We start from the raw sequence: 20,462 nt of genomic DNA on the forward strand, positions 1-20,462 counted from the left end.
CCCTCCACGTTGTATTCCCTAGGCATACTCACCTTAATTTTTGTACTTATTCGTCATGTGTAAAATTTTTCCTCTCGGTTAAAAAAAAGACTGTGAAAAAGACTTTTTGACCGAAAAAAAAACCATTCCTTATCTGTGCTATAACATTGACAGGCAGGAATAGCTTTGGTTACTGAACAGTATGCGATTAACTTGCTTATTGTAAATATATGAAATATATCTCTCTAATATTTCTATGCACAGGTTCTTCTTATTCCTTGATAGGACTATAAACGGATAATATTTACCATCTAAACTTACCTATCAAAACAAATAACCATCAGATTAAGGCACTTTTTTTGCTCTGGGCTATACCCAGTTTTCCGGGTTGAGTCCCGCCAATTCCGGCAAAACGAATTTGCCGTTTTTGCGAACCAACCTGTCGTCAAACCAGATTTCTCCACCGCCATATGCCGGTGTCTGAATACAGACCAGGTCCCAGTGAATGGCCGACCGGTTGCCATTAAACGCTGTGGCATATGCGTTACCAGGAGTGAGATGGAAACTGCCGCAAATTTTTTCATCAAATAAGATGTCCCGCATGGGATGATGGATATGAGGGTTCAAGCCTAGGGCAAACTCGCCGATATAGCGGGCCCCCTCGTCAGTATCAAGAATTTGATTCAACTTCCCGGTATGGTTGGCGGTAGCTTCGATAATTTTTCCCTTCTCAAACCGTAACCGGATATTATCAAAAGCCGTACCCTGGGAAATAGTCGGACAATTATAGGTTATCACACCATTTACCGAATCTTTAACCGGTGCGGTAAATACTTCGCCGTCCGGAATGTTCCGCAGGCCGCAGGATTTCATCACCGGAATACCTTTGATGGAAAAAGCCAGATCGGTCCCCGGACCGGTGATACGTACCCGCTCGGTCTTATCCACCAGTTTCACCAGCGGCTCTTCAGCCTCAGCCATCCTGGCGTAGTCCAGATTGCTGACTTTAAAATAAAAGTCGGTAAATGCTTCGGTACTCATGCCGGCCATCTGGGCCATAGACGGTCCGGGATAACGTAATACGCACCATTTGGTTTTGGCGATACGAATATCGGTATGCACAGGCTTCCACCACAGCTGTTGGTACATCCGGGATTTGTCAGGCGGCAAGTCAGACAGTTCGCTGACATTTTCGTAAGCCCGGACAGCAATATAAGCGTCCATGTCTTGCATGCGGTGAGCTTCCCAACCGGCTATCAACTCTAATTGTTCTTTATCACAGTCCAATAGCAGCGCCCGCTGCAAGGCATTGCTCTTAACTGTAACGAACGGTGTACCGCCTGCCCGGTATGCCTCGGCCACCAGCGCTTTAGCAAGATCGTGCCCGCCGTCTATAACTTCAATCAGTACTTTTTCTCCTGGCTGTAGGCGTACCGAATAGTTAATAAGGTTCTTAGCCAGTGTCTTTACTCTTTCATCCAACATATAAATTCCTCCCCATCTAAACAGACAAGCCCAACCTGCAGCAGATTCAGGTTGTCTCGCTTTATTGAATATATTTTAAAAATTCCACACCCTTTTTTGTTACCGCACTGCCTTGTCTGCCGCGTCCGACTTCGAGCAATTGATCTTGCTTCAAGAGCTGCATGCGATATCTGAGTTGCTGCTCGGTTATATTCCAGCCCGCCGCCTTCATTTGACTAATCACATAATTTCTTCCAACAGCATACCGGGCTTGCTGGATCGTCAGCAGAATGGTCTTAACCTCTTGAATGAACCCTTTGCGCACATAGGATTGATGCAGGGCTTCAAGTTCCTGGCTGGCAGCGGCGGCAACTTCCTGATAAGACTTTTCTCCCCGCTTAAATAATAAGTGCTCAGGCAGTACAACATCTTCGACAATATGAGCCAAATACTGTATGACATTTTCCAACTCTCTGATATTTCCGGGCCAGCCATAGTCCAGCATGTCCGCCATGGCTTCTTTCGAAAACTGAAAAACCGGGCGTTTAAGGTCATTACAAATTTTATTTATGAATTCTTGGACCAGTAAGGGAATGTCTTCTTTTCGCTCCCGTAACGAAGGTATATGGATCGGAAGAACATTCAACCGGTAATATAGATCTGCCCGGAATAATCCTTCCCGGACCATTTCCACTAAATTGCGGTTGGTAGCGGCAATTACACGAATATCAATGGGAATGATGCGATTGCCGCCTACTTTCATGATCTCCCGCTCTTGCAGTACTCTCAATAATCTGTTTTGGATCCCGGCGGAAGCATCCCCGATTTCATCCAGGAAAATCGTCCCTTTATGAGCCTGCTCAAACAAGCCGATATGACCGCCTTTTTTCGCACCGGTAAATGCTCCTTCTTCATAACCAAACAATTCACTCTCCAGTAACGATTCAGATATGGCCGCAAAATTAACCCCGACAAAGGGCTCCCATTTACGCGGTGAAGCATTATGGATGGCCTGGGCCAGCAATTCTTTTCCTGTTCCGGTTTCGCCCAACAGTAAGATGGTTGTATTACTTTTGGCCATTTTTCGGGAAATGTTCGTTAATTTTTTAAAAGGATGGCTTTTCCCGGTAAGATCATTGAAGGTATATTTGGCAAAAAGCCCCTTGCTTGTCAGCTTCCGGCGATAATCATGCTCCAATTTGTTTATTTCCGACGCCCGGCGAAAAAGAATCAAATAGCCAAAGTTTCTGCCCTCGATCATTATATGAGTCTTGCGAAAGAAGAAAGTCTGGCTTTCCCAGTTCATAACCTCTTCTCGTTCATAAGGCAATTGACAAATAATCTGATAAAAATGGGTATGAATGCAATTTGCCGCTTTTTGATCTATGATATTCCGGCCTTGCAGATGCAGAATTTCTAATGCTTTATGATTGGTAATCCGAATGGTATCTTCTTCGTCAATAGCCAGCACTCCGTCTTCGATCCGGTCAACAATAGCCTCCAAATGGTTGCGGAGAAGATTGGCCTTCTGAATTTCATTACTAAGCTCTTTCGTAATATAAAAAACAGAACGGACGTAACGCGATGTGAATTTGCGCAAGTCAAGAATTCCATATTTAAAATGGGCGTAAATTTCAATCCATGTTGCCAGATCAATAACCCGGGAGCCGATATCGATCACTTTAGTAATGGTAGGCGGCACAAGTTTAGTTTCACCGGGAGTAACCGCAATGGTAACTTCCTGGGGGTAAGATGTCTCACCGGGATAATAGGGGTAAAAATCCAGGTCAATCCCGGCATCTTGTAAAAGAGCGATGGTCTCCAGGGCCCGCTCCTTACCATCATTAACAAGCAATACTTTCATCCCGCGGGGGATTTCGAGCACGTTACGAATATTGGTATAGTTGATGGTTCGCTGGGCCGTAATTATTTTGGAATCTTTGGGAAGGTACGGTTTAATGGCCGGTATAATAACATCGCCGGACGCTACAACCAAAGAACTGCCGGTAATCGGAAGATAGGGCAACTGCGCAATGGTACGTCCTTCAATGTTAAACTCCTCCAACATACCAAGCTCATAACATTGATCAATAATAGCCCGGAGAGTATGATCATGCAGCGTAATAAAGGTAATTGTATTTCTTTCCATCAACTAGACTCCCCTGCCTTTTTACCATGTAATGCTCATAATGATTATTTGGCATAATGTGCTGAAAATCCTTGTTTAACCGAAAATTGCCCCTCTATACCGCACTAAAGGGCGACTTGCCAAAAGCCGCCCATGCTTACTTTCTGGATATTCTGTTGTGTATTGGCTTAGTTTTGATAACGATGGCAAGCCACCTGATAGTTATCGGTCACTTGGATCATTTCCGGCCTGACTGTCTTACACACGTCCATGACTTTCGGGCAACGGGGGGCAAATGCGCACCCTGGAGGCGGATTGGCCGGCGACGGCACATCTCCCTGCAAAATGATCCGTTCCCGTTTGGTGAGCGGATCAGCGAGCGGTATAGCCGACAGCAGCGCCTGCGTATACGGGTGCCGCGGCTTCTCGTACAACTCTGCGGCAGAACCAATCTCCACCAGCCTGCCCAAGTACATAACACCGACCCGGTTGCTAATGTGGCGGACAACAGACAGGTCGTGGGATATGAATAGATATGTCAGCCCAAGCTGCTCTTGTAAGTCCTGCAGCAAGTTGATGATTTGCGCTTGAATGGATACGTCCAGGGCCGAGACCGGTTCGTCGGCAATAATAAGTTTTGGCCTCAGGATGAGCGAACGGGCAATACCGACCCGCTGCCGCTGCCCGCCGGAAAACTCGTGCGAATACCGACGCCCTTGCTCAGCCGTTAGCCCGCACAGTTCAAGCGTTTCATTCACCCTGCGGCTGATCTCCTGCTTGTCGGTCACACCATGGGCCGTTAAGGCTTCGCCAATAATATCGGCCACCGTCATCCGGGGATTTAAAGAAGCGTAAGGGTCCTGGAACACCATTTGAATATCTTTCCGTTTGCGGCGCATGTCCTCCCGGTTCAATTTTGCCAGATCAACACCATCAAAAACCACCTGGCCCGCGGTTGGTTCCAATAGCCGTAAAATAGTCCTGCCGGTCGTAGATTTGCCACAGCCGGATTCACCGACAATCCCTAGGGTTTCTCCCTGGTTGACGGTAAAAGAAACATCATCAACTGCTTTTACATAGCCTGTAACCCTTTTTAACAGACCACCGCGAATTTCAAAATACTTTTTCAGGTTTTTAACTTCCAACAATGTGTCTTGCGTCACCCGCTTCTCCTCCTTTCCCGTACAACCAGCAACGGCAGGTATGGCCCGCTGCCACCGGTAACAACTGGGGATTTTCGGTCAAACATGAATCCATAGCCTGCGGGCAACGGGGAGCAAACCGGCACCCTGGCGGCATATTGGACAGCGGCGGCACTTGACCGGGAATGGGGATCAAGCGGGATACTTTCTTATTCAGTTGCGGGATGGATTGCATGAGTCCTCTGGTATAAGGATGTTTTGGCTGGGTAAACAAACTGACTACATCAGCCTCCTCGACGATTTGCCCGGCGTACATAACCAGCACCCGCTCACACATTTCAGCCACCACTCCCAGATCGTGGGTTATCAGTATGATCGATGCACCGGTATCTCGCCGTAGATGACGCATCAAATCCAGAATCTGGGCCTGAATGGTAACATCAAGAGCAGTAGTCGGTTCGTCGGCAATTAACAATCGGGGATGGCAAGCAAGCGCCATGGCAATCATCACCCGTTGCCGCATACCCCCGGACAATTGATAGGGATACTCTTTGGCAATGTCTTCGGCGCGGGGAATACCAACCTTTTTCAACATTTCCAGCGTTAATGCCCGCGCCTCTTTACCACTCATCTTACGATGCAACAAAATGGCTTCATCAATCTGCTTACCGATAGTATACACCGGGTTGAGTGATGTCATGGGTTCCTGAAAAATCATCGAAATCCGGTTGCCACGAATATCCTGTATATCAGCCTCCGGCAACTTGAGCAGGTCCTGCCCGTCAAATTCAATTCTGCCGTCGATACGCGCCGTCGTCTCGGGCAACAGCCGCATTACCGACAGCGAAGTAACCGACTTGCCACAGCCGGATTCCCCAACAATACCCAGAGTTTCCCCTTCGTTAACATGAAAGGAGACGCCGGTGACTGCTGTAACAGTTGTATCCTGACCGCGGAATGCGATTTTAAGATCATGTACTTCCAATAATTTTTTCGTTGTCATTCTCTCCCCCCTCAGTCCACAATCTTCCGGTCCAACGCGTCCCGCAACCCATCACCAAACAGGTTAAACGCCAGGCATGTGATCAAAATGGCCAAGCCGGGAAAAAGGGCCACATGGGGAGCCGACATCAAGTATTCCCGACCCGAACTCAGCATGGCGCCCCACTCAGGCAGCGGCGGCTGCGCGCCTAATCCCAGGAAGGACAACGATGCGGCAATCAAAATGGCTGTACCAATCCGCATGGTAAAGTACACTAAGGCAATGGAAAATGTACCGGGAAAGATATGTTTCCAAATAATCAACCGGTCAGGAATACCCACCGCTCTGGCGGCTTCAATATACATCATGTTTTTCAGGGCCAGCGTACTGCCGCGGATAATCCGGATAAACTGAGGGACGGTGTATATAGCCACCGCCACTATTACGTTATGTAGCCCAGGTCCCAGGATGGCAATAATGGCAATTGCCTGCAAGATCCCGGGAAAGGCAAACATAATATCACAAGTCCGCATAACGAACGAGTCGTAGCTTCCGCCATAGTAACCGGCGGTAAGACCAACGACAGTCCCGATCACCGAACCGATGAAAACCGAACTCAAACTTACCGTTATGGAAATGCGCGTCCCGTAGATAATCCGGCTCAAAATATCTCTGCCGAATTCATCCGTACCCAGCAAATTCCTGGCTGACGGCGGCTGTAATAAGGAGTTATAGTCCGGTTTGACCGGATCATAGGGCGAAATTGCCGGCCCAATGATGGTCAGCAGGAACAACGCCACAAGAACGGCAGAGGCCGCAATAGCCAACTTTTGGCGGAAAAAGCGGCGCAGGAACTGGTGGACAGGTGAATTGGCCGTCGCCCGAATAAGCGCACATTGATTTGTACGCACGGGAGTAACAGATTGCGACATAAGTTCCCCTCTCTTTCCTCTTTAGCTATCTAACCGGATCTGCGGATTCAAGACAGCATAGAGCACGTCCACCAGCAGATTGATCAACATAAATTGAATAGCAAATAACAGCATCTCGGCTTGAATGACCGGATAATCCCGCATGCTGACTGATGTAATTAACATATTGCCCATCCCCGGCCAGGAAAACACCGCTTCTACTACCACCGAGCCGCCAAGCAAAAAACCGAACTGCAAACCGGTCATAGTAACCACAGGCAACAGCGCGTTGCGCAAAGCGTGCAGCCAGATAACGCGCATCTCTTTGGCACCTTTAGCCCGCGCAGTACGCACATAATCTTCGCCCAATGTTTCCAGCAGGCTGGAGCGGGTAAACCGGGCAATAATCGCGGCCACCTGGGAACCCAGGGTAATAGCAGGCAGGATGTAATGTTCAATAGAGTCGTTGCCTCCTGACGGAAGCCAGCCTAACTGCACGGCAAATAATTCAATCAGCATCAGGCCCAGCCAAAAAGACGGCATGGAAATACCTGTAGTCGCACCAAACATAGTAAGCTGGTCCTGCCATTTTCCCCGTTTGGTGGCCGCCACCACCCCGAAAAACATACCGGCGACAATAGCCCAGACCATACTGACAAAACTAAGTTCCAACGTTGGCATGATCCGGTCGGCAATCATATCCATAACAGGCTCCCGCGTCCGGAAAGAACGTCCCAAGTCCCCCTGCACCGCACCTGACAGAAACCGCCAGTATTGTTCGTATATAGGACGGTCCAGACCGAGCATGGCCCGGGTATTCTCAACATCTTGCGCTGATGCTTCGGGGCCGGCGACAATCCGTGCCGGGTCCCCCGGAATCATATGTAAAAACATAAAGATAACCACCGATACGACCAGCAAAATGGGGACCATCGCGGCTAAACGCCGGGCAATATAGATCAGCACCCACTCTTCCTCCTTGGTATAAGGTAAAAATACAAACTGGTCCAAGGTCATCCCCTGGACCAGTCGCCGGATTATTGGAACGTTGCGCCCCTAACGTCAAGCGCGGCGTCCGGAAGCACATAAACGCCGGAAAGATTTTTGCGCTTGCCTGCCAAATTGTCCGGCACAGTCAGGAACACCCATGGTGCATCTTCAACAATTACCTTCTGGGCATCTGCATAGGCATTGAGACGTTCTTTCTCATCCGCTGACTCCAGACCGGTCATAATATATTTTTCCAGTTGATCATTGACATAAAAACCACTATTAAAGCCGGCGGTCGGGAACATACTTTGGGTCAGCAACGGACGAATCCCCCAGTCGGCTTCACCGGTTGACGGCGACCAGCCACTGACTGCTGCCTGCAATTTGCTTTCTTCCGGCTTGACTGACAACAGGTTAGTCAACGTAACAAATTCCATTTGTTGAATTGTTGTTTTAACACCAACAGCTTGCCACTGTTGCTGAATAAACTCGGCAATCTTTGCCCGTTCAGTATCATTCGGGGTCCAGAGAGTAACCTCAAAACCATTGGGCAGTCCGGCCTCAGCCAGCAGCTTTTTGGCTTTTTCTACGTCATAAGCATACATTTGCTGTTTTTGGAAGCCCCATACTTTAGGTGCAATGGCTGATTCAGGCGGAGATGCAAGCCCTTTGTACACGACTTTAGTCAATGCGTCTTTATCCACGGCATAGTTCAATGCCTGCCGGACGCGCTTGTCATTAAACGGCTTTTGGGTTACATTAAAAACAACATAACGTTCGATGATCGATTGGGCCTTGTCAACAACAATATTGCTGTCGCCTTTCACGCTTTCCACTTGTTCCGAGGGCAGCGGGTAGATAAACTGCGCTTCGCCTGTCTTCAGCATGGCTACCCGGGAAGCAGCTTCAGGCACAGGCTTGAAGGTGATTTTTTCCACTTTGGCTGCGTTGGCTTTATCCCAGTAACCGTCAAACTTCTTGACTGTTACATATTGCCCGTCTTTCCACTCGACAAACTGGAACGGGCCGGTGCCGACCGGATGACGATTCAGATCCTTGCCATACTCCTTGATGGCTTTCGGAGAAATCATCATGCCTGCAGGATGGGCGAAAGCTTGAACAATAGGGGCAAACGGCTTATTAAGCACAATCTTGACAGTATACGGATCAATAATTTCCACATGATCAACAGCGGCAAACAAAGATGCCCGTTTCAGTTTATTCGCAGGATCTTTTAAACGGTCAATGTTGGCTTTTACGGCGTCGGCATTAAAATCTGTCCCGTCTTGGAATTTGATGCCTTTTTTCAGTTTGAAGGTAAGGCTCTTGGCGTCCTTGGCCAGTTCCGGCAAGGCTTCAGCCAGCACCGGTACAACTTTCATGTCCTTATCAAAGCCAAGCAGACCTTCGTACATCGTTTTCTGAATCCCGTACGCCAATGTGTCTTGAGTATCATGCGGGTCCATAGTAGTCGGATTGGCTGCCTGCGCCACAACCAGCTCACTCGGCTTTTTCTCACCGGCTGTCTGGTTAGACTTTGAGCAACCTGCCAGTACCAGACTGAGGGATAGCATACCGATTAATAGCAGACTAAAAACTTTCGATGGTTTCATTCCAATTTAACCTCCTCTATGTACTATTTGTTAAAGCCTATGATCTTGCCTTTTCAAGTCACGCAAGCTTACTGCCGACTTGGGAATAAACTCGCTTAAATATTATCCTGCCGGCGCCCGCGTTAGGCATTCCTCCTTTAGTCTCCTAATTGTATATAAACCAAAAGAGCCCTCGAATCATTCGAGAGCTCCTTTGCTCCCACTTATTATACAACAAGGAACAGTATATTCATCTGGAATTCAACATTACACCTATAATATTTATGTGTTTATCAAAAAATCAGCCGCAACTGACAAAGATAAAAATATCTTTATAAAACAATTACTTGCAAAATTTATGCCAACATATAAGAATAATAAAGTTACTTATACTTTTATACACTTTACTCCACTGAGAACGGACAAAAATTCCGAATACGCAACCAATATACTCAAATGTTTTTCCCGAAATAATAAAGTGATGAGGTCACAATATCATAACTATATAGTATCCAATAAAGATGTACAGGCGTGTTGTTAGTATAAGCGTAAGTCAGGCGCCAGCGGTGGAGCGTTACTAACAACTATTGTTCTGTCAGTGCACACATGTAAAATATGAGGCACCTCATCATTGAATCTATAGAAAACGCACATGATACAGTATAATAGGTTAACCTATTATACTGTATCATGTTATAACTAGTTACCCTATTATAATGCAACTATTATATTAATACCCATCTATGTTACACCTCGAAAGTCCCTTTGACTATCACCTTCCCCGTTTCCATCATTATTTTTCCCCCGGCAAAAACCATATCAAGATTTAAGTCCTGGTCCATCACCACGATGTCAGCGTCACTTCCTCTTTGGATACATCCTTTATTGGGATAAATGCCCAGGACTTTGGCCACATTGGAGGTAAAAAACCGTAAAGCCGTACCTATGTCCAGTCCCTCTTCCTTAACCAGATTTTTAAACACTAAATGCGAAGTATCCAATCTTCCTACATCCATGCCGATAATATTTTTCCGGCTGTCATATTTCGGGACACTTCCGTTTCCATCGGAACTTACCGTGACATTTCCCGCCGGAACGCCGTCCCGAATGCATTCTATCAGCGCTTTGCTCGGTTTCATCTTCCCCTCCGGATTCAATTCCGCAAAAGAAGTAACATCAATCCGGCCGCCCTTCCTGGCAAATTCTTTGGCCTGCTCGAAAAGCCCCCCGGGGCGCGTTACATGGGTAGGAATAAACTGAGTAACAGGTATATCGGTTTTGTCTACAACCTGCATAACCATATTTAACATTTCTTTACCGCTGCCCACATGGATGTGTACCAGACCCGGTTTACCGCTCAGGATGCCTGCCAGGCGGGCATCAGAAGCCAGGCGGGTCAACTCCTCCATAGTAAAGTGAGAACACCGGTGGTCCGACAAAGCCATTTTTACGCCAATTACTTTATCAACAAACATGATATCCCTGGCGACACTGCCAGTTATGGTAATACTTGGCGTCGCGTAAGAACCGGTGTATATAAATGTGGTAACACCCTCTTTTTCCAATCCTTTTGCTTTCGCATATAACGCTTCGACATTGCGGGTAAACCCGTCGGTCCCCAATAGGCCAACAAGGGTAGTAACCCCAGCTTCAATCACTTTTGACAATACTACTTCCGGAGTGCGGCTGGCAAACCCCGTTTCTCCGCCGCCGCCAATAAGATGGACATGTTGGTCAATAAATCCGGGTACAACTATTTTTCCTTTGGCATTTATCACTTCGACATCCGGCAGACAGCCGGAGATGTTAATTTCCTCAATTTTGTTTTCCACCCTGGTGATTTTGTTATCAATAATTAAAACATCTTGCTCACCAAGATATTCAGGCGCGTATATACTGCCGTTTTTTATTAACAGTGCCATTTCGAGACCCTCTTTCAGTTATTTGGTTACCCTATTTTACTACCATAAAGACATAAGTAACTTGCTTATAAAGCGATCATTCGCACCTGCTTCCCCCTTCACCCAGTATTGCCAATGACAGAAAATAATTAAAGCAAATTTCATGCCAACTTTAGCTATATGAAATCCAATAAAGATTTTTTTCTAATTTATAGAGGAATTTTTCCATATCACCGATAATTATTTATAAGACTTATGCAACAGGGTGCGCAGTCAAACCTGCGCACCTTAGTTTTATAAATTACCTGCCCGCCATAGAGTACGATTCACGGCGAATGAACAACTGAAGGGAGATGATCTATTGCGGAAACCGATTATTGGAATCACCAGCAACACCGTACCGGCGGAGGGAACTGTTCTTTCCGGTATGGTAAGGGCCTTTGTCAGTACCGACTACATTAATGCTGTAGCCAAAGCGGGAGGGATACCGCTCCTATTGCCGCCGGTAGCAGATTCCGCTCTCGCCCGGGAACAGGTTATGGCAGTTGACGGACTGGTAATGTCAGGAGGTCCGGACATTGATCCACTGCTGTACGGCGAAGAACCTCTGGAAAAACTGGAAACAGTCAACCCTTACCGCGATGAATACGAATTAATGATCATCAAGGTAGCAGACCAATTGAAAAAACCCGTATTAGGCATTTGCCGGGGCATACAACTGATCAACGTTGCCTATGGGGGAACACTGTATCAGGACATGTCCCTGATAGATGGCTGCAGCACCAAACATTTTCAAAGCACAACCACCAGGGATGCCCTGTGGCACACGGTGGTCATTGAACCGGAATCAACATTAGCCGGTATTATCGGCAAAGAGCCTCTGCGGGTTAACAGCTATCATCATCAGGCGCTAAAAACTGTTGCTCCGGGGTTTACCGTCACTGCCCGTTCCAAAGACGGAGTCATTGAAGCGATAGAACATCAAAACGGTCATTTTGTTTTAGGTGTTCAGTGGCACCCGGAAATGCTGGCTGCTAAAGTTCCTGCCATGCTGGCCCTGTTCGCAGCACTGGTCAAGGAAGCAGGAAAGCGTTAAGTTCATTATTTTAAAAAATATCCGCAACTTACCAATCAGTAAGTTGCGGATATTTTTCTTAGCGGGCTTATTTCGATCATGGCACTTGTTAGCATGACTATGTTTTGGTCCACGCGACTGCCAGCCGGGACTTATTGATATTGCGAATTCCCTTTTGCCCAAGTTTAAGAACAAGCGGTACATACAATAAGTCTACAATAATGAGTTGAATAATTCTGGAAACCATGGCATCAGTATGATACTTCTTTTCACTGGTTGAACTTAAAAAGCAAACATCAGCAAGTTTTGCCAATGTAGAGTTCTTGTAGCTTGTGAGAGCAATGATACGCGCTTGGTTCTTCTTCGCAAGATTGGCACATTCAATGACTTCTTTGCTTTCACCGGAATGGGATACCAGAAAAATAACATCCCGGGCTGTTGTATGTGTGCAATGAAGATACATAAGATGGGGACTAAACTCATTGACAACATTCAGACCTAAACGTAAAAATTTATGAAAAGCATCATGGGCTACAACTGCCGAACCACCGCTGCCAAAAAATAAAATTTTGTTTGCTTGATATAATAAAGAAACGGCCTGGGAAAGATCATCATCATTGATTAGATGATTAAGATCGTGAATCGAGGTTGCAACCGACGATAGTACTTTGCGTTTTATCTTTGCTTCATCATCGCTGCTATTTATCTCCTGGTCTTTTATATCCACATAAATGGCCTGCGGCACCCGGCCGGATAGTTCTTGGGCCATTTTTACTCTAAAAACCTGATAAGAAGAATACCCAAGCTTTTGCAAAAAGCGCATCACCGTGGTTTCGCTTGTTTTGCACTCAGCCGCCAAATCGCTGATGGAAAGAAGCACCGCTGTTTCACTATGGTTAAGCACATAGTCTGCTATCAATTTTTGGGTAGATGATAATGTATGATAATGAGTTCTAATGATTGAAAACAGACTCTCGCCTAACATATAGGGCCTCCCCGGAAAAGCGTCAATTATACTTCATAATAACAGTGATTACCTTGCAGGTCAATAATCAGCCCCCAAGCATAACAGACAAGTTTCAAAATAGCAAAAACTGCAAAAACAGATTGACATTATATAGGGTGCCATATATTATAAAAATGTAGTAAATATTTTACTATACTTTTATAATAACAGTAAAAAAATAACGACGATGAGTTAATAATCGGCTACTGTATTAAGGTAATTGTTTAAGCTGATATGAAGGAAATTCTTGGGGATATTATTTTAACGTGAAAGGGTGACATAACAATGAAAAAAATCGGTGTTGTCGGATTAGGTATTATGGGTCAACCCATGGCCGGGCATTTGCTAAATGCAGGATATGAAGTGTTTGTCTACAACCGGACGGCAAGTAAGGCCGAGCCTCTGATAAAAAAAGGAGCCAAAGTGTGCGGCACGCCCGCGGAAGTAGCACAGCATTGCGATGCAGTAGTAGTTATGGTGAAAGCAGACGCAGAAGTTGAAGCAATGGTCCTGGGAAGCAATGGACTTATCGCGGGAGCACGGCCTGGGCTCATCATTCTTAATAGCAGTACAATTTTACCCCAAACCAGCAAGCGGCTGGCACAAGAAGTTGCTGCTAAAGGTGTTATCATGCTGGATTGCCCGGTAACCGGCAGCGGCGTTCAAGCCAAAGAAGCTAAACTGACATTTATGGTTGGCGGTGATAAGGCAACTTTTGACAAGTGTTTGCCCCTGTTTTTGGTTATGGGTAAACAGGCATTTTACATGGGTGAAAGCGGTGCCGGTTCCTACATGAAGTTGGCCAATAACTCTTTGATGGCTATTAATCTGCTTTCGTTGGCTGAATCGCTCACGATGGCCTACAAAAGCGGCATAGACCCCGAGTTATTTTTGCAGGTAGTCAATGGCGGCGGTGCCCGCAGTGCTGTGGCCGAGGCCAAAATTCCCAAAATTATCAACCGCGATTTTACCCCTGCCTTCGGTACGGCTATGCTCGCAAAAGACCTTGGCTTAATTTATGAATTAGCCAAAGAACTGCAAATACCAACTCCAGTTATGGCCTCTGTCAGGGAAATGATCCATATGGCTGTTGTTAAAGGGTATGGCGACGAAGATGTTTGCAGTGTTATCAAGTGTTATGAAGAACTGGCCGGTGTCGAGATAAAAAGAGCCGGCAACTACAAGTCGCCGGCCCAAGTCTAATCCTCTTATCCCTGGATTATAAAGTTTTTTAATTCTTGCAATGAATCAGACTGCCTAATAACCAACCCATTTGACAACATATATAACAAGCGGTATTGTAACCAGGGCAATTCCAATGAGGTCGATAATGGCCCCGGACTTAATCATTTTTGTAATGGGAATGAAACCGCTGCCGTAGACAATCGCGTTAGGCGGCGTTGATACCGGGAGCATAAACCCGAGAGATGATGAAAGGGCAATGGCTACCGCTACAGGCACAGGGTTCAGGCCTGCTGAAATAGCTACAGTTATGCCCAACGGTCCAACCATATTGGTCGCTGCGGTATGGGACGTTAATTCAGACATAATCAGCGAGAACACGGCAAAGATTGTAACAATTACGGCCTGGGAGTTTGCTCCTGTAGCCGCAACGATTAAATCGCCAAGCCATTTCGACAAGCCGGTAGTGTACATCATGCCGCCTAATGATAATCCGCCCCCAAACAGAATCAGCGTTCCCCAATCAATGCCTTTGACCGCATCAGCCCATGACAGCGTAAACTTTCGCTCAGCCCAATTTGTTGGCAGAAGAAACAACATTAAACCTGCCAGCATTGCTACAACCGCTTCGGAAAAATACTTGTTATAAGTGTTCAATATAGGGTCGCCGGCTCCATATATCATGGCCAAAAAACCTGGCAAAACCCATAAGACTACGGCTGCGGTAAAAGCAATGACCGCATTTATTTCTCCGGCTTTCCATGGTCCAAGGTTAGCCCGGCGCTCTCGGATCAGTTGTTCTGCACCTTCAATGTGGTCCACGTCAGCGGGAAACATTTTTTTAAGAACAACAAAGACTATGCCAAAGTACGCGATCATAGCGATTGAACCCCAGATCATCCATTGAAAGAAGGAAACTCTCACCCCGCCCATTTGTTCCAACAGGCCAATCATAATGATGTTAGGCGGGGTACCTACCGGGGTCAGTACTCCCCCTACGGAAGATGCATAACCAGCCATTAGCATAAGCCCTGTCGCATATTTATATTTTTCAAGATCAATTTCTCTACCTGCAGCTGTATGCATATCCTTTATTGCCAGCAGTAATCCCATGGCTATCGGGAACATCATAGCAGCTGTCGCCGTATTGCTTACCCATCCTGAGCAAAGTGCCGTTACAAGCCCTAAAGCCAATAAAATTCTTGTCGGGCTTGACCCCACCCATTTCATCGACAAGATGGCATACGCGAAGCGCTTGTCTAAACCGTGACTCATCATAGCCGTGGCTAGCATAAAGCTACCCATGAAAAGAAAAATCAATGGGTTGGCAAATGGGGCAAATGCCTGTGTCGGATTTACAATTCCCATCAACGAGGCAATAACAGGTCCTAACATCGAGCTGACCGGTATTGGAACCGGCTCCGTAATCCACCACGTAGCCACAAAAGCCACAATTGCCAGCAAACCATGTGCTTGCGCCTTTAAGCCAGCAATTGGCATAAAATAAATCAGCAACCCCAGTGCCGGACCAAGAAATAAACCGATTGTCTTTCGCCTAAAGTCAAACTTTTGTTCTTCCAAAGTAAGCTTTGCATTTACTTGCATAGATGCTTGTTCCGGCGTTTTAACCGTTTCCATTTCTCTCCCCCTTTTTTTATCCTAGCCCTTTTAATAACTACCGATAATTACTGATATTTTGCAATATGACACGGCTTAATTCTCGTATCATCACCTCCCTTATCGTATTCGCGGTTCTATTTCCAAGCAAAAAAGTAAAGTGTCACTCTACTCAAACTGTAAATTATGTATATTTTTCTAATTAATATACCACATTATTGTAAATTATGGTATATCATACCAAAAAAAAGTAGCACCAAGTCCCGTATTCAAATTCTGTGTTTCAATACCGCGGCTGATACAGAGATGCAGCGACTAAGTCTTGACTCTTTTTACACCCGTCAAATATTTCCTTATGTATTATTTCATCAAGCTCAAAAACCCCCGTCACTCTCTAGAGACGGAGGTTTCTTGCTTACCTACATTTTTCGGGCCTCAGCCCAAGACGCGTTAAAGACTGACAACGTGACACTCTCGCTATGGCTTGACAGTAGCTTTATAAACTTGTTTACCATCTTTCATTTCAATAATCACTGCACTCTTCACTGCATCATGAGTGGCATTTAAAGTGGTCGAACCGGTGATTGCCGGAAAGTCCTTCGTAGCAGCCAAGGCTGCCTGGATTTTTTCTTTATCAACACTATTGGCGCGTTTTATGGCATCAATGAGTAAGTTGGCCGCATCATAGCCAAGTACTGCCATAGCATCCGGAACTTGTCCGTATTCCTTTTTGTACGCTTCGACAAAAGCCTTGGATGCAGCGCTGTTATCGTCTACTGAATAGTGGTTGGTAAAATAAGTATTGTTTAACGCGGCCGCAGTACCAACCTCTACGAGTTTAGGCGAATCCCAACCGTCACCACCAATAATTGGGACATTAATACCAAGCTCACGTGCCTGTTTAACAATTTTACCCACTTCTTCATAGTAGCCGGGCACATAGATAACTTCAGGATTGAGTCCTTTTACTTTTGTCAGAATGGTTTTAAAATCCTGGTCTTTCTGCAAATAGGCTTCTTCTGCTAAAATGCTGCCGCCGCCCTTGGTGAAAGCATCCTTAAAGAACGCCGAAAGCCCTTTACTGTAATCACTGCTATTATCAACTAATATTACAGCCTGTTTAAGTTTCAAGGTATTCAGTACAAAATTTGCCCCAACCGTTCCTTGAAACGGGTCAATAAAACAGACACGGAACGTGTAGTCTTTTACCTTACCGGTCTTCTCATCCACAGTTACCTTGGGGTTGGTAGCCCCTACTGCAACAAAAGGCATCTTATTTGCTTCGGCAACACTAGAGGCTGCAATGGCATTAGAGCTGGCGAAAATACCGGTTACAGCCACAACCTTGTCTTGTGTAGCAAGTTTTGTCATGGCATTTGCCGATTCAGACGGCTCACTCTTGTTATCAGCAATAACCGCCTGAATTTGTTTTCCAAGTAAACCACCTTTGGCATTAGCCTCCTTAATTGCCATTTTGGCCCCGTTTGCCGCTGAGGTGCCAAATGTCGCATTACCGCCGGTCATTTCGTTAAGAAGACCGATTTTAATACTGTTCGAATCCGAGCTGCTGCCGCACCCTGCCAGGACGCTTCCCATTAACAACATGCTCATTAATACCGCTACCAGTTTGAAAGTTGCTTTTCTCATCCGAAATCCTCTCCTTTTTGCGTAATGGTTACCTTTCTTGCACCATTTAATGTACCCTCTAGCCTCCTGGAACCTGGAGTCAATATGTATGCACCCGGCACGGTTTTCTCGATCCTGTTTATCGGTCATTAAAACAAAAAGAGCCAAATCAAAGATTTGACTCTGGATAAAGACAGAAGATAGTAATCGTAAGGAACTGGCGACATACGAAATGCTCTGTCCTTTTGCCTGAGAGTTTCATCGGTCAAACATGCCGATTTGCACCTTCGGCGCCCTGCTGACAGGGGCTCTCCAGAGTTCCATTCATTTACGGTTCACAAGCAATCACCTGGCAATATTACCACCGGTAGATATAACTCATTGTTCCGCAAACTTCACATGGACACTAATATTATATTTTCGGCACACATAGTACATTAGTCTTCATTATAGTGGACAATCGCACTATTTGTCAAGAAGCAACCTTACACTTTTCCGTCATAAAACCAATACTGTTGTCCATATATGCGAATTAGTTTTTTCACTCTTGTTAAAAGACTCCGCAATGTTCTTTTTGCTTGAACCTTTGCGGAGTCTTTTACAATAACCCACTGCTCTTAATGACTAACGTGATGACGGCATTCCTGCTTGACCGGCTTCAACAGGCAGGCGCTTCGACCACCATGCGGCAAGCATGGGGCCAGATATGTTATGCCAAACACTAAACACTGCACTTGGCAAGGCGGCGACCGGTGACAGGTGGACCATTGCCAGTGCCGCGCCTAAGCCGGAGTTTTGCATACCAACCTCGAAAGATATGGCCCGGGATTTATAGTCGCTCATTCCGCAGAGTTTGTTTGCCACCAGATAAGCAATTAGGTAACCAAGCAGATTATGCAGCATGACGCCGATAATCACGATTCCGGCCATGGAAGCCAGCCGCTGGGCACTTGCCGCTACTACTGCGGCAACAATGGCAATAATGGCAACTACTGAGATGAGAGGAACGATTTTGATCAGTTTCTGCACCACTGAGCCAAATAAATGCCGTAAAACTACCCCGGCAATGATGGGAATTAAAACAATCTTCAGAATATCAATTAAAAGTGCTGTTGCATTAACAGGAATATATTGACCGCCTAAGGCCAGGAACAGATAAGGTGTAATAAAGGGTGCGACCAGGGTAGTAATTGAGCTGACAGTAACGGACAAAGCCACATCACCTTTGGCCAGATAAGTCATAACGTTGGACGCGGTACCGCTCGGCACGCAGCCTACCAGTATGAAGCCGGCGGCCAATTCAGGATTGATTCCCATTGTTCCCGCTATAATATATCCCACAATAGGCATGATGAGAAACTGCAAGAGAACACCAACAAACACATCCCGTGGACGTTCAAACACAGCGGCAAAATCATTCCTGGTCAGTGTTAAACCCATGCCAAGCATAACAAGGCCAAGCAGTTGGGGAATATACGGAGCGGTAACTTTGAAAGGGGCGGGATTAAAGAAAGCAAGTGCTGCCGCTAAAATGACCAGAGCGGCAAAATAATCACCAAAAAACTTAATTATTCTCTCCAAAAGTGTCATTATTGTTTTCCTCCTTCTAGTCCACACCGGTATTACCGATGTCACCTGTTAGCTTATCAAGTTCAAATTCCTGGTCCATTATTTCTGAAAGCTTCTCACTCTCACCACCTCCCCTGACAAATACAATCGCCCCCATTGACATATACGGTTATGTCAATAGGGGCGGCAAGACCGCGGTACCACCCTACTTTGTACTCTTTGGGCAAAGTTACTTTGCTTCCGCGTAACGCGCGGCAACGTCCTCGCTTGCATACAGTATTTTGTATACTAATCGGCTTGGATATTCCCGGGTGATCTTATACGGCAGGCCGTACCGATTCACAGCTACCACCGGCTCTCTGAAACGTTCCTTACCATATACGTCCCAATCATCATATATTCCCTATTGTTATTTTTTATCATTATCTCAACATATGCGTATTTTGTCAATATACTTTGACCTTGGCACATTCGTAACCATGTAAACAAAAGTTGCGGCCTGCTGACAGGCCGCCTCAACATTCTGCTGATTAGAAGTTAACGCAGAATTCTACAGCTACATTCCTTTAAAGACAATTTTGTTGCCTAAGGCGGCTTCAAGTTCAATACCGGTCCTGAGCTTATCGGTTTTGATGACGATGTTTAAGTGATTGGGCATATGGGTTTCATCAAAGCCGGCAAGCTGTCCGATGAGTTTTCCGTCAACATAAAAATCATCCCCGCTTACAATGACGCCGCCTTCCCCAATAGTACAAAAACCAAGATAGGCGATACGGTTTACTTCACCGCCCGGTTTAGCGCCAGTCTCGTCAGTCAAAATCAACTCATGGACCTCGTGTTTGCAAACACACCGCGAAATAGGTTTTATTAAGGACAACCCCCGGTCTTCCATTATCCCGTCTAAAACGACAACCAGCGAGCCGGTAACATCAGTCTTCTTTGCATAGGGATTCTTATGAAATTTTCCGCTTGCATAAGGATCATTAGCCAAGTTATCATCCCTTCCGTAAGCACGATAGCAAATGTGCATTAAAGATGAGTAGTAAATCCTTATAATATTATTACTCATCTCTGACGATTAATTAAATTTTACTATTCTGTCGTTTTTGGCATAATCCTGCAATATTTTCGAAAAATTATTTTGAATATTTGTCCATGTCATTACCGCCTGGCCAGTCATTTGTAGTTTTCCATTCTCTTTTGGCTTCAAACCCTATATTAAACAAAATCGGTCTTCCAGGATATAATTCAGTTTAGTACCCTGAAAAGACCAATTTTATCTTATGGGTGAAAATCCC

The 20,462-nt window shown here is 45.8% G+C and carries 15 protein-coding genes, 1 riboswitch and 1 other annotated feature; of the genes, 2 read left to right on the forward strand and 13 right to left on the reverse strand.

The features are described 5' to 3' along the window. Positions 1-348: 348 nt before the first annotated feature. The 8 genes from SCACP_RS18425 to iadA all read right to left on the reverse strand — a co-directional run bounded on the left by SCACP_RS18425 (position 349) and on the right by iadA (position 11,110). The gene (locus SCACP_RS18425; protein WP_425058961.1) at positions 349-1,464 is read right to left on the reverse strand and encodes an aminopeptidase; all 1,116 of its coding nucleotides are present in this window, start codon (positions 1,462-1,464) and stop codon (positions 349-351) included. A gap of 61 nt (positions 1,465-1,525) precedes the next feature. Next, complete coding sequence (locus tag SCACP_RS18430; RefSeq protein WP_425058962.1) at positions 1,526-3,592, reverse strand: sigma-54 interaction domain-containing protein; 2,067 nt, start codon at positions 3,590-3,592, stop codon at positions 1,526-1,528. Between the two features lie 167 nt (positions 3,593-3,759). Continuing rightward, on the reverse strand, positions 3,760-4,734 hold the full coding sequence (locus tag SCACP_RS18435; protein ID WP_425058963.1) for an ABC transporter ATP-binding protein: 975 nt from the start codon (positions 4,732-4,734) through the stop codon (positions 3,760-3,762). Then, complete coding sequence (locus SCACP_RS18440; RefSeq protein ID WP_425058964.1) at positions 4,706-5,716, reverse strand: ABC transporter ATP-binding protein; 1,011 nt, start codon at positions 5,714-5,716, stop codon at positions 4,706-4,708. Before SCACP_RS18440 ends, SCACP_RS18435 begins: the two co-directional genes overlap by 29 nt. Before the next feature lie 11 nt (positions 5,717-5,727). Next, on the reverse strand, positions 5,728-6,627 hold the full coding sequence (locus SCACP_RS18445; protein WP_425058965.1) for an ABC transporter permease subunit: 900 nt from the start codon (positions 6,625-6,627) through the stop codon (positions 5,728-5,730). A gap of 21 nt (positions 6,628-6,648) precedes the next feature. Then, complete coding sequence (gene nikB, locus SCACP_RS18450) at positions 6,649-7,572, reverse strand: nickel ABC transporter permease (protein WP_425058966.1); 924 nt, start codon at positions 7,570-7,572, stop codon at positions 6,649-6,651. Between the two features lie 71 nt (positions 7,573-7,643). Further along, entirely contained in the window at positions 7,644-9,209 is a 1,566-nt protein-coding gene (locus tag SCACP_RS18455; protein WP_425058967.1) for a glutathione ABC transporter substrate-binding protein, read from the reverse strand. A 725-nt stretch (positions 9,210-9,934) separates the two neighbouring features. Continuing rightward, on the reverse strand, positions 9,935-11,110 hold the full coding sequence (gene iadA, locus SCACP_RS18460) for a beta-aspartyl-peptidase (protein WP_425058968.1): 1,176 nt from the start codon (positions 11,108-11,110) through the stop codon (positions 9,935-9,937). A gap of 340 nt (positions 11,111-11,450) precedes the next feature. Between iadA and SCACP_RS18465 the strand changes: the two genes are divergently transcribed. Next, positions 11,451-12,185, forward strand: coding sequence for a gamma-glutamyl-gamma-aminobutyrate hydrolase family protein (locus tag SCACP_RS18465; protein WP_425058969.1), 735 nt, complete (start codon positions 11,451-11,453; stop codon positions 12,183-12,185). A 97-nt stretch (positions 12,186-12,282) separates the two neighbouring features. Here the strand turns inward: SCACP_RS18465 and SCACP_RS18470 are convergent, their stop codons facing one another. Further along, positions 12,283-13,149, reverse strand: a complete 867-nt coding sequence (locus tag SCACP_RS18470; protein WP_425058970.1) for a MurR/RpiR family transcriptional regulator — start codon at positions 13,147-13,149, stop codon at positions 12,283-12,285. A gap of 306 nt (positions 13,150-13,455) precedes the next feature. On the opposite strand from SCACP_RS18470, the gene SCACP_RS18475 reads away from it, so the two are divergent. Next, the gene (locus tag SCACP_RS18475; protein ID WP_425058971.1) at positions 13,456-14,373 is read left to right on the forward strand and encodes an NAD(P)-dependent oxidoreductase; all 918 of its coding nucleotides are present in this window, start codon (positions 13,456-13,458) and stop codon (positions 14,371-14,373) included. Positions 14,374-14,427: 54 nt separating this feature from the next. On the opposite strand, the gene SCACP_RS18480 is transcribed toward SCACP_RS18475, so the two are convergent. The 4 genes from SCACP_RS18480 to SCACP_RS18495 form a co-directional block, all read right to left on the reverse strand. After that, positions 14,428-15,957 (reverse strand): SLC13 family permease, encoded by a 1,530-nt coding sequence (locus SCACP_RS18480; protein WP_425061440.1) that lies wholly within the window; start codon positions 15,955-15,957, stop codon positions 14,428-14,430. Positions 15,958-16,446: 489 nt separating this feature from the next. After that, positions 16,447-17,616: an ABC transporter substrate-binding protein gene (locus tag SCACP_RS18485; RefSeq protein WP_425058972.1), complete on the reverse strand. Its 1,170-nt coding sequence runs from the start codon at positions 17,614-17,616 to the stop codon at positions 16,447-16,449. Between the two features lie 206 nt (positions 17,617-17,822). Continuing rightward, positions 17,823-17,921, reverse strand: a riboswitch (glycine riboswitch). Between the two features lie 298 nt (positions 17,922-18,219). Further along, positions 18,220-19,185, reverse strand: coding sequence for a bile acid:sodium symporter family protein (locus SCACP_RS18490; protein ID WP_425058973.1), 966 nt, complete (start codon positions 19,183-19,185; stop codon positions 18,220-18,222). A 155-nt stretch (positions 19,186-19,340) separates the two neighbouring features. Then, positions 19,341-19,566: a binding site (T-box leader), on the reverse strand. 154 nt (positions 19,567-19,720) lie between these two features. After that, entirely contained in the window at positions 19,721-20,155 is a 435-nt protein-coding gene (locus tag SCACP_RS18495; protein WP_425058974.1) for a DUF6917 domain-containing protein, read from the reverse strand. Positions 20,156-20,462 lie beyond the last annotated feature (307 nt).

The organism is Sporomusaceae bacterium ACPt (assembly GCA_041428575.1).
GTDB lineage: Bacteria > Bacillota > Negativicutes > Sporomusales > Sporomusaceae > Sporomusa_D > Sporomusa_D carbonis.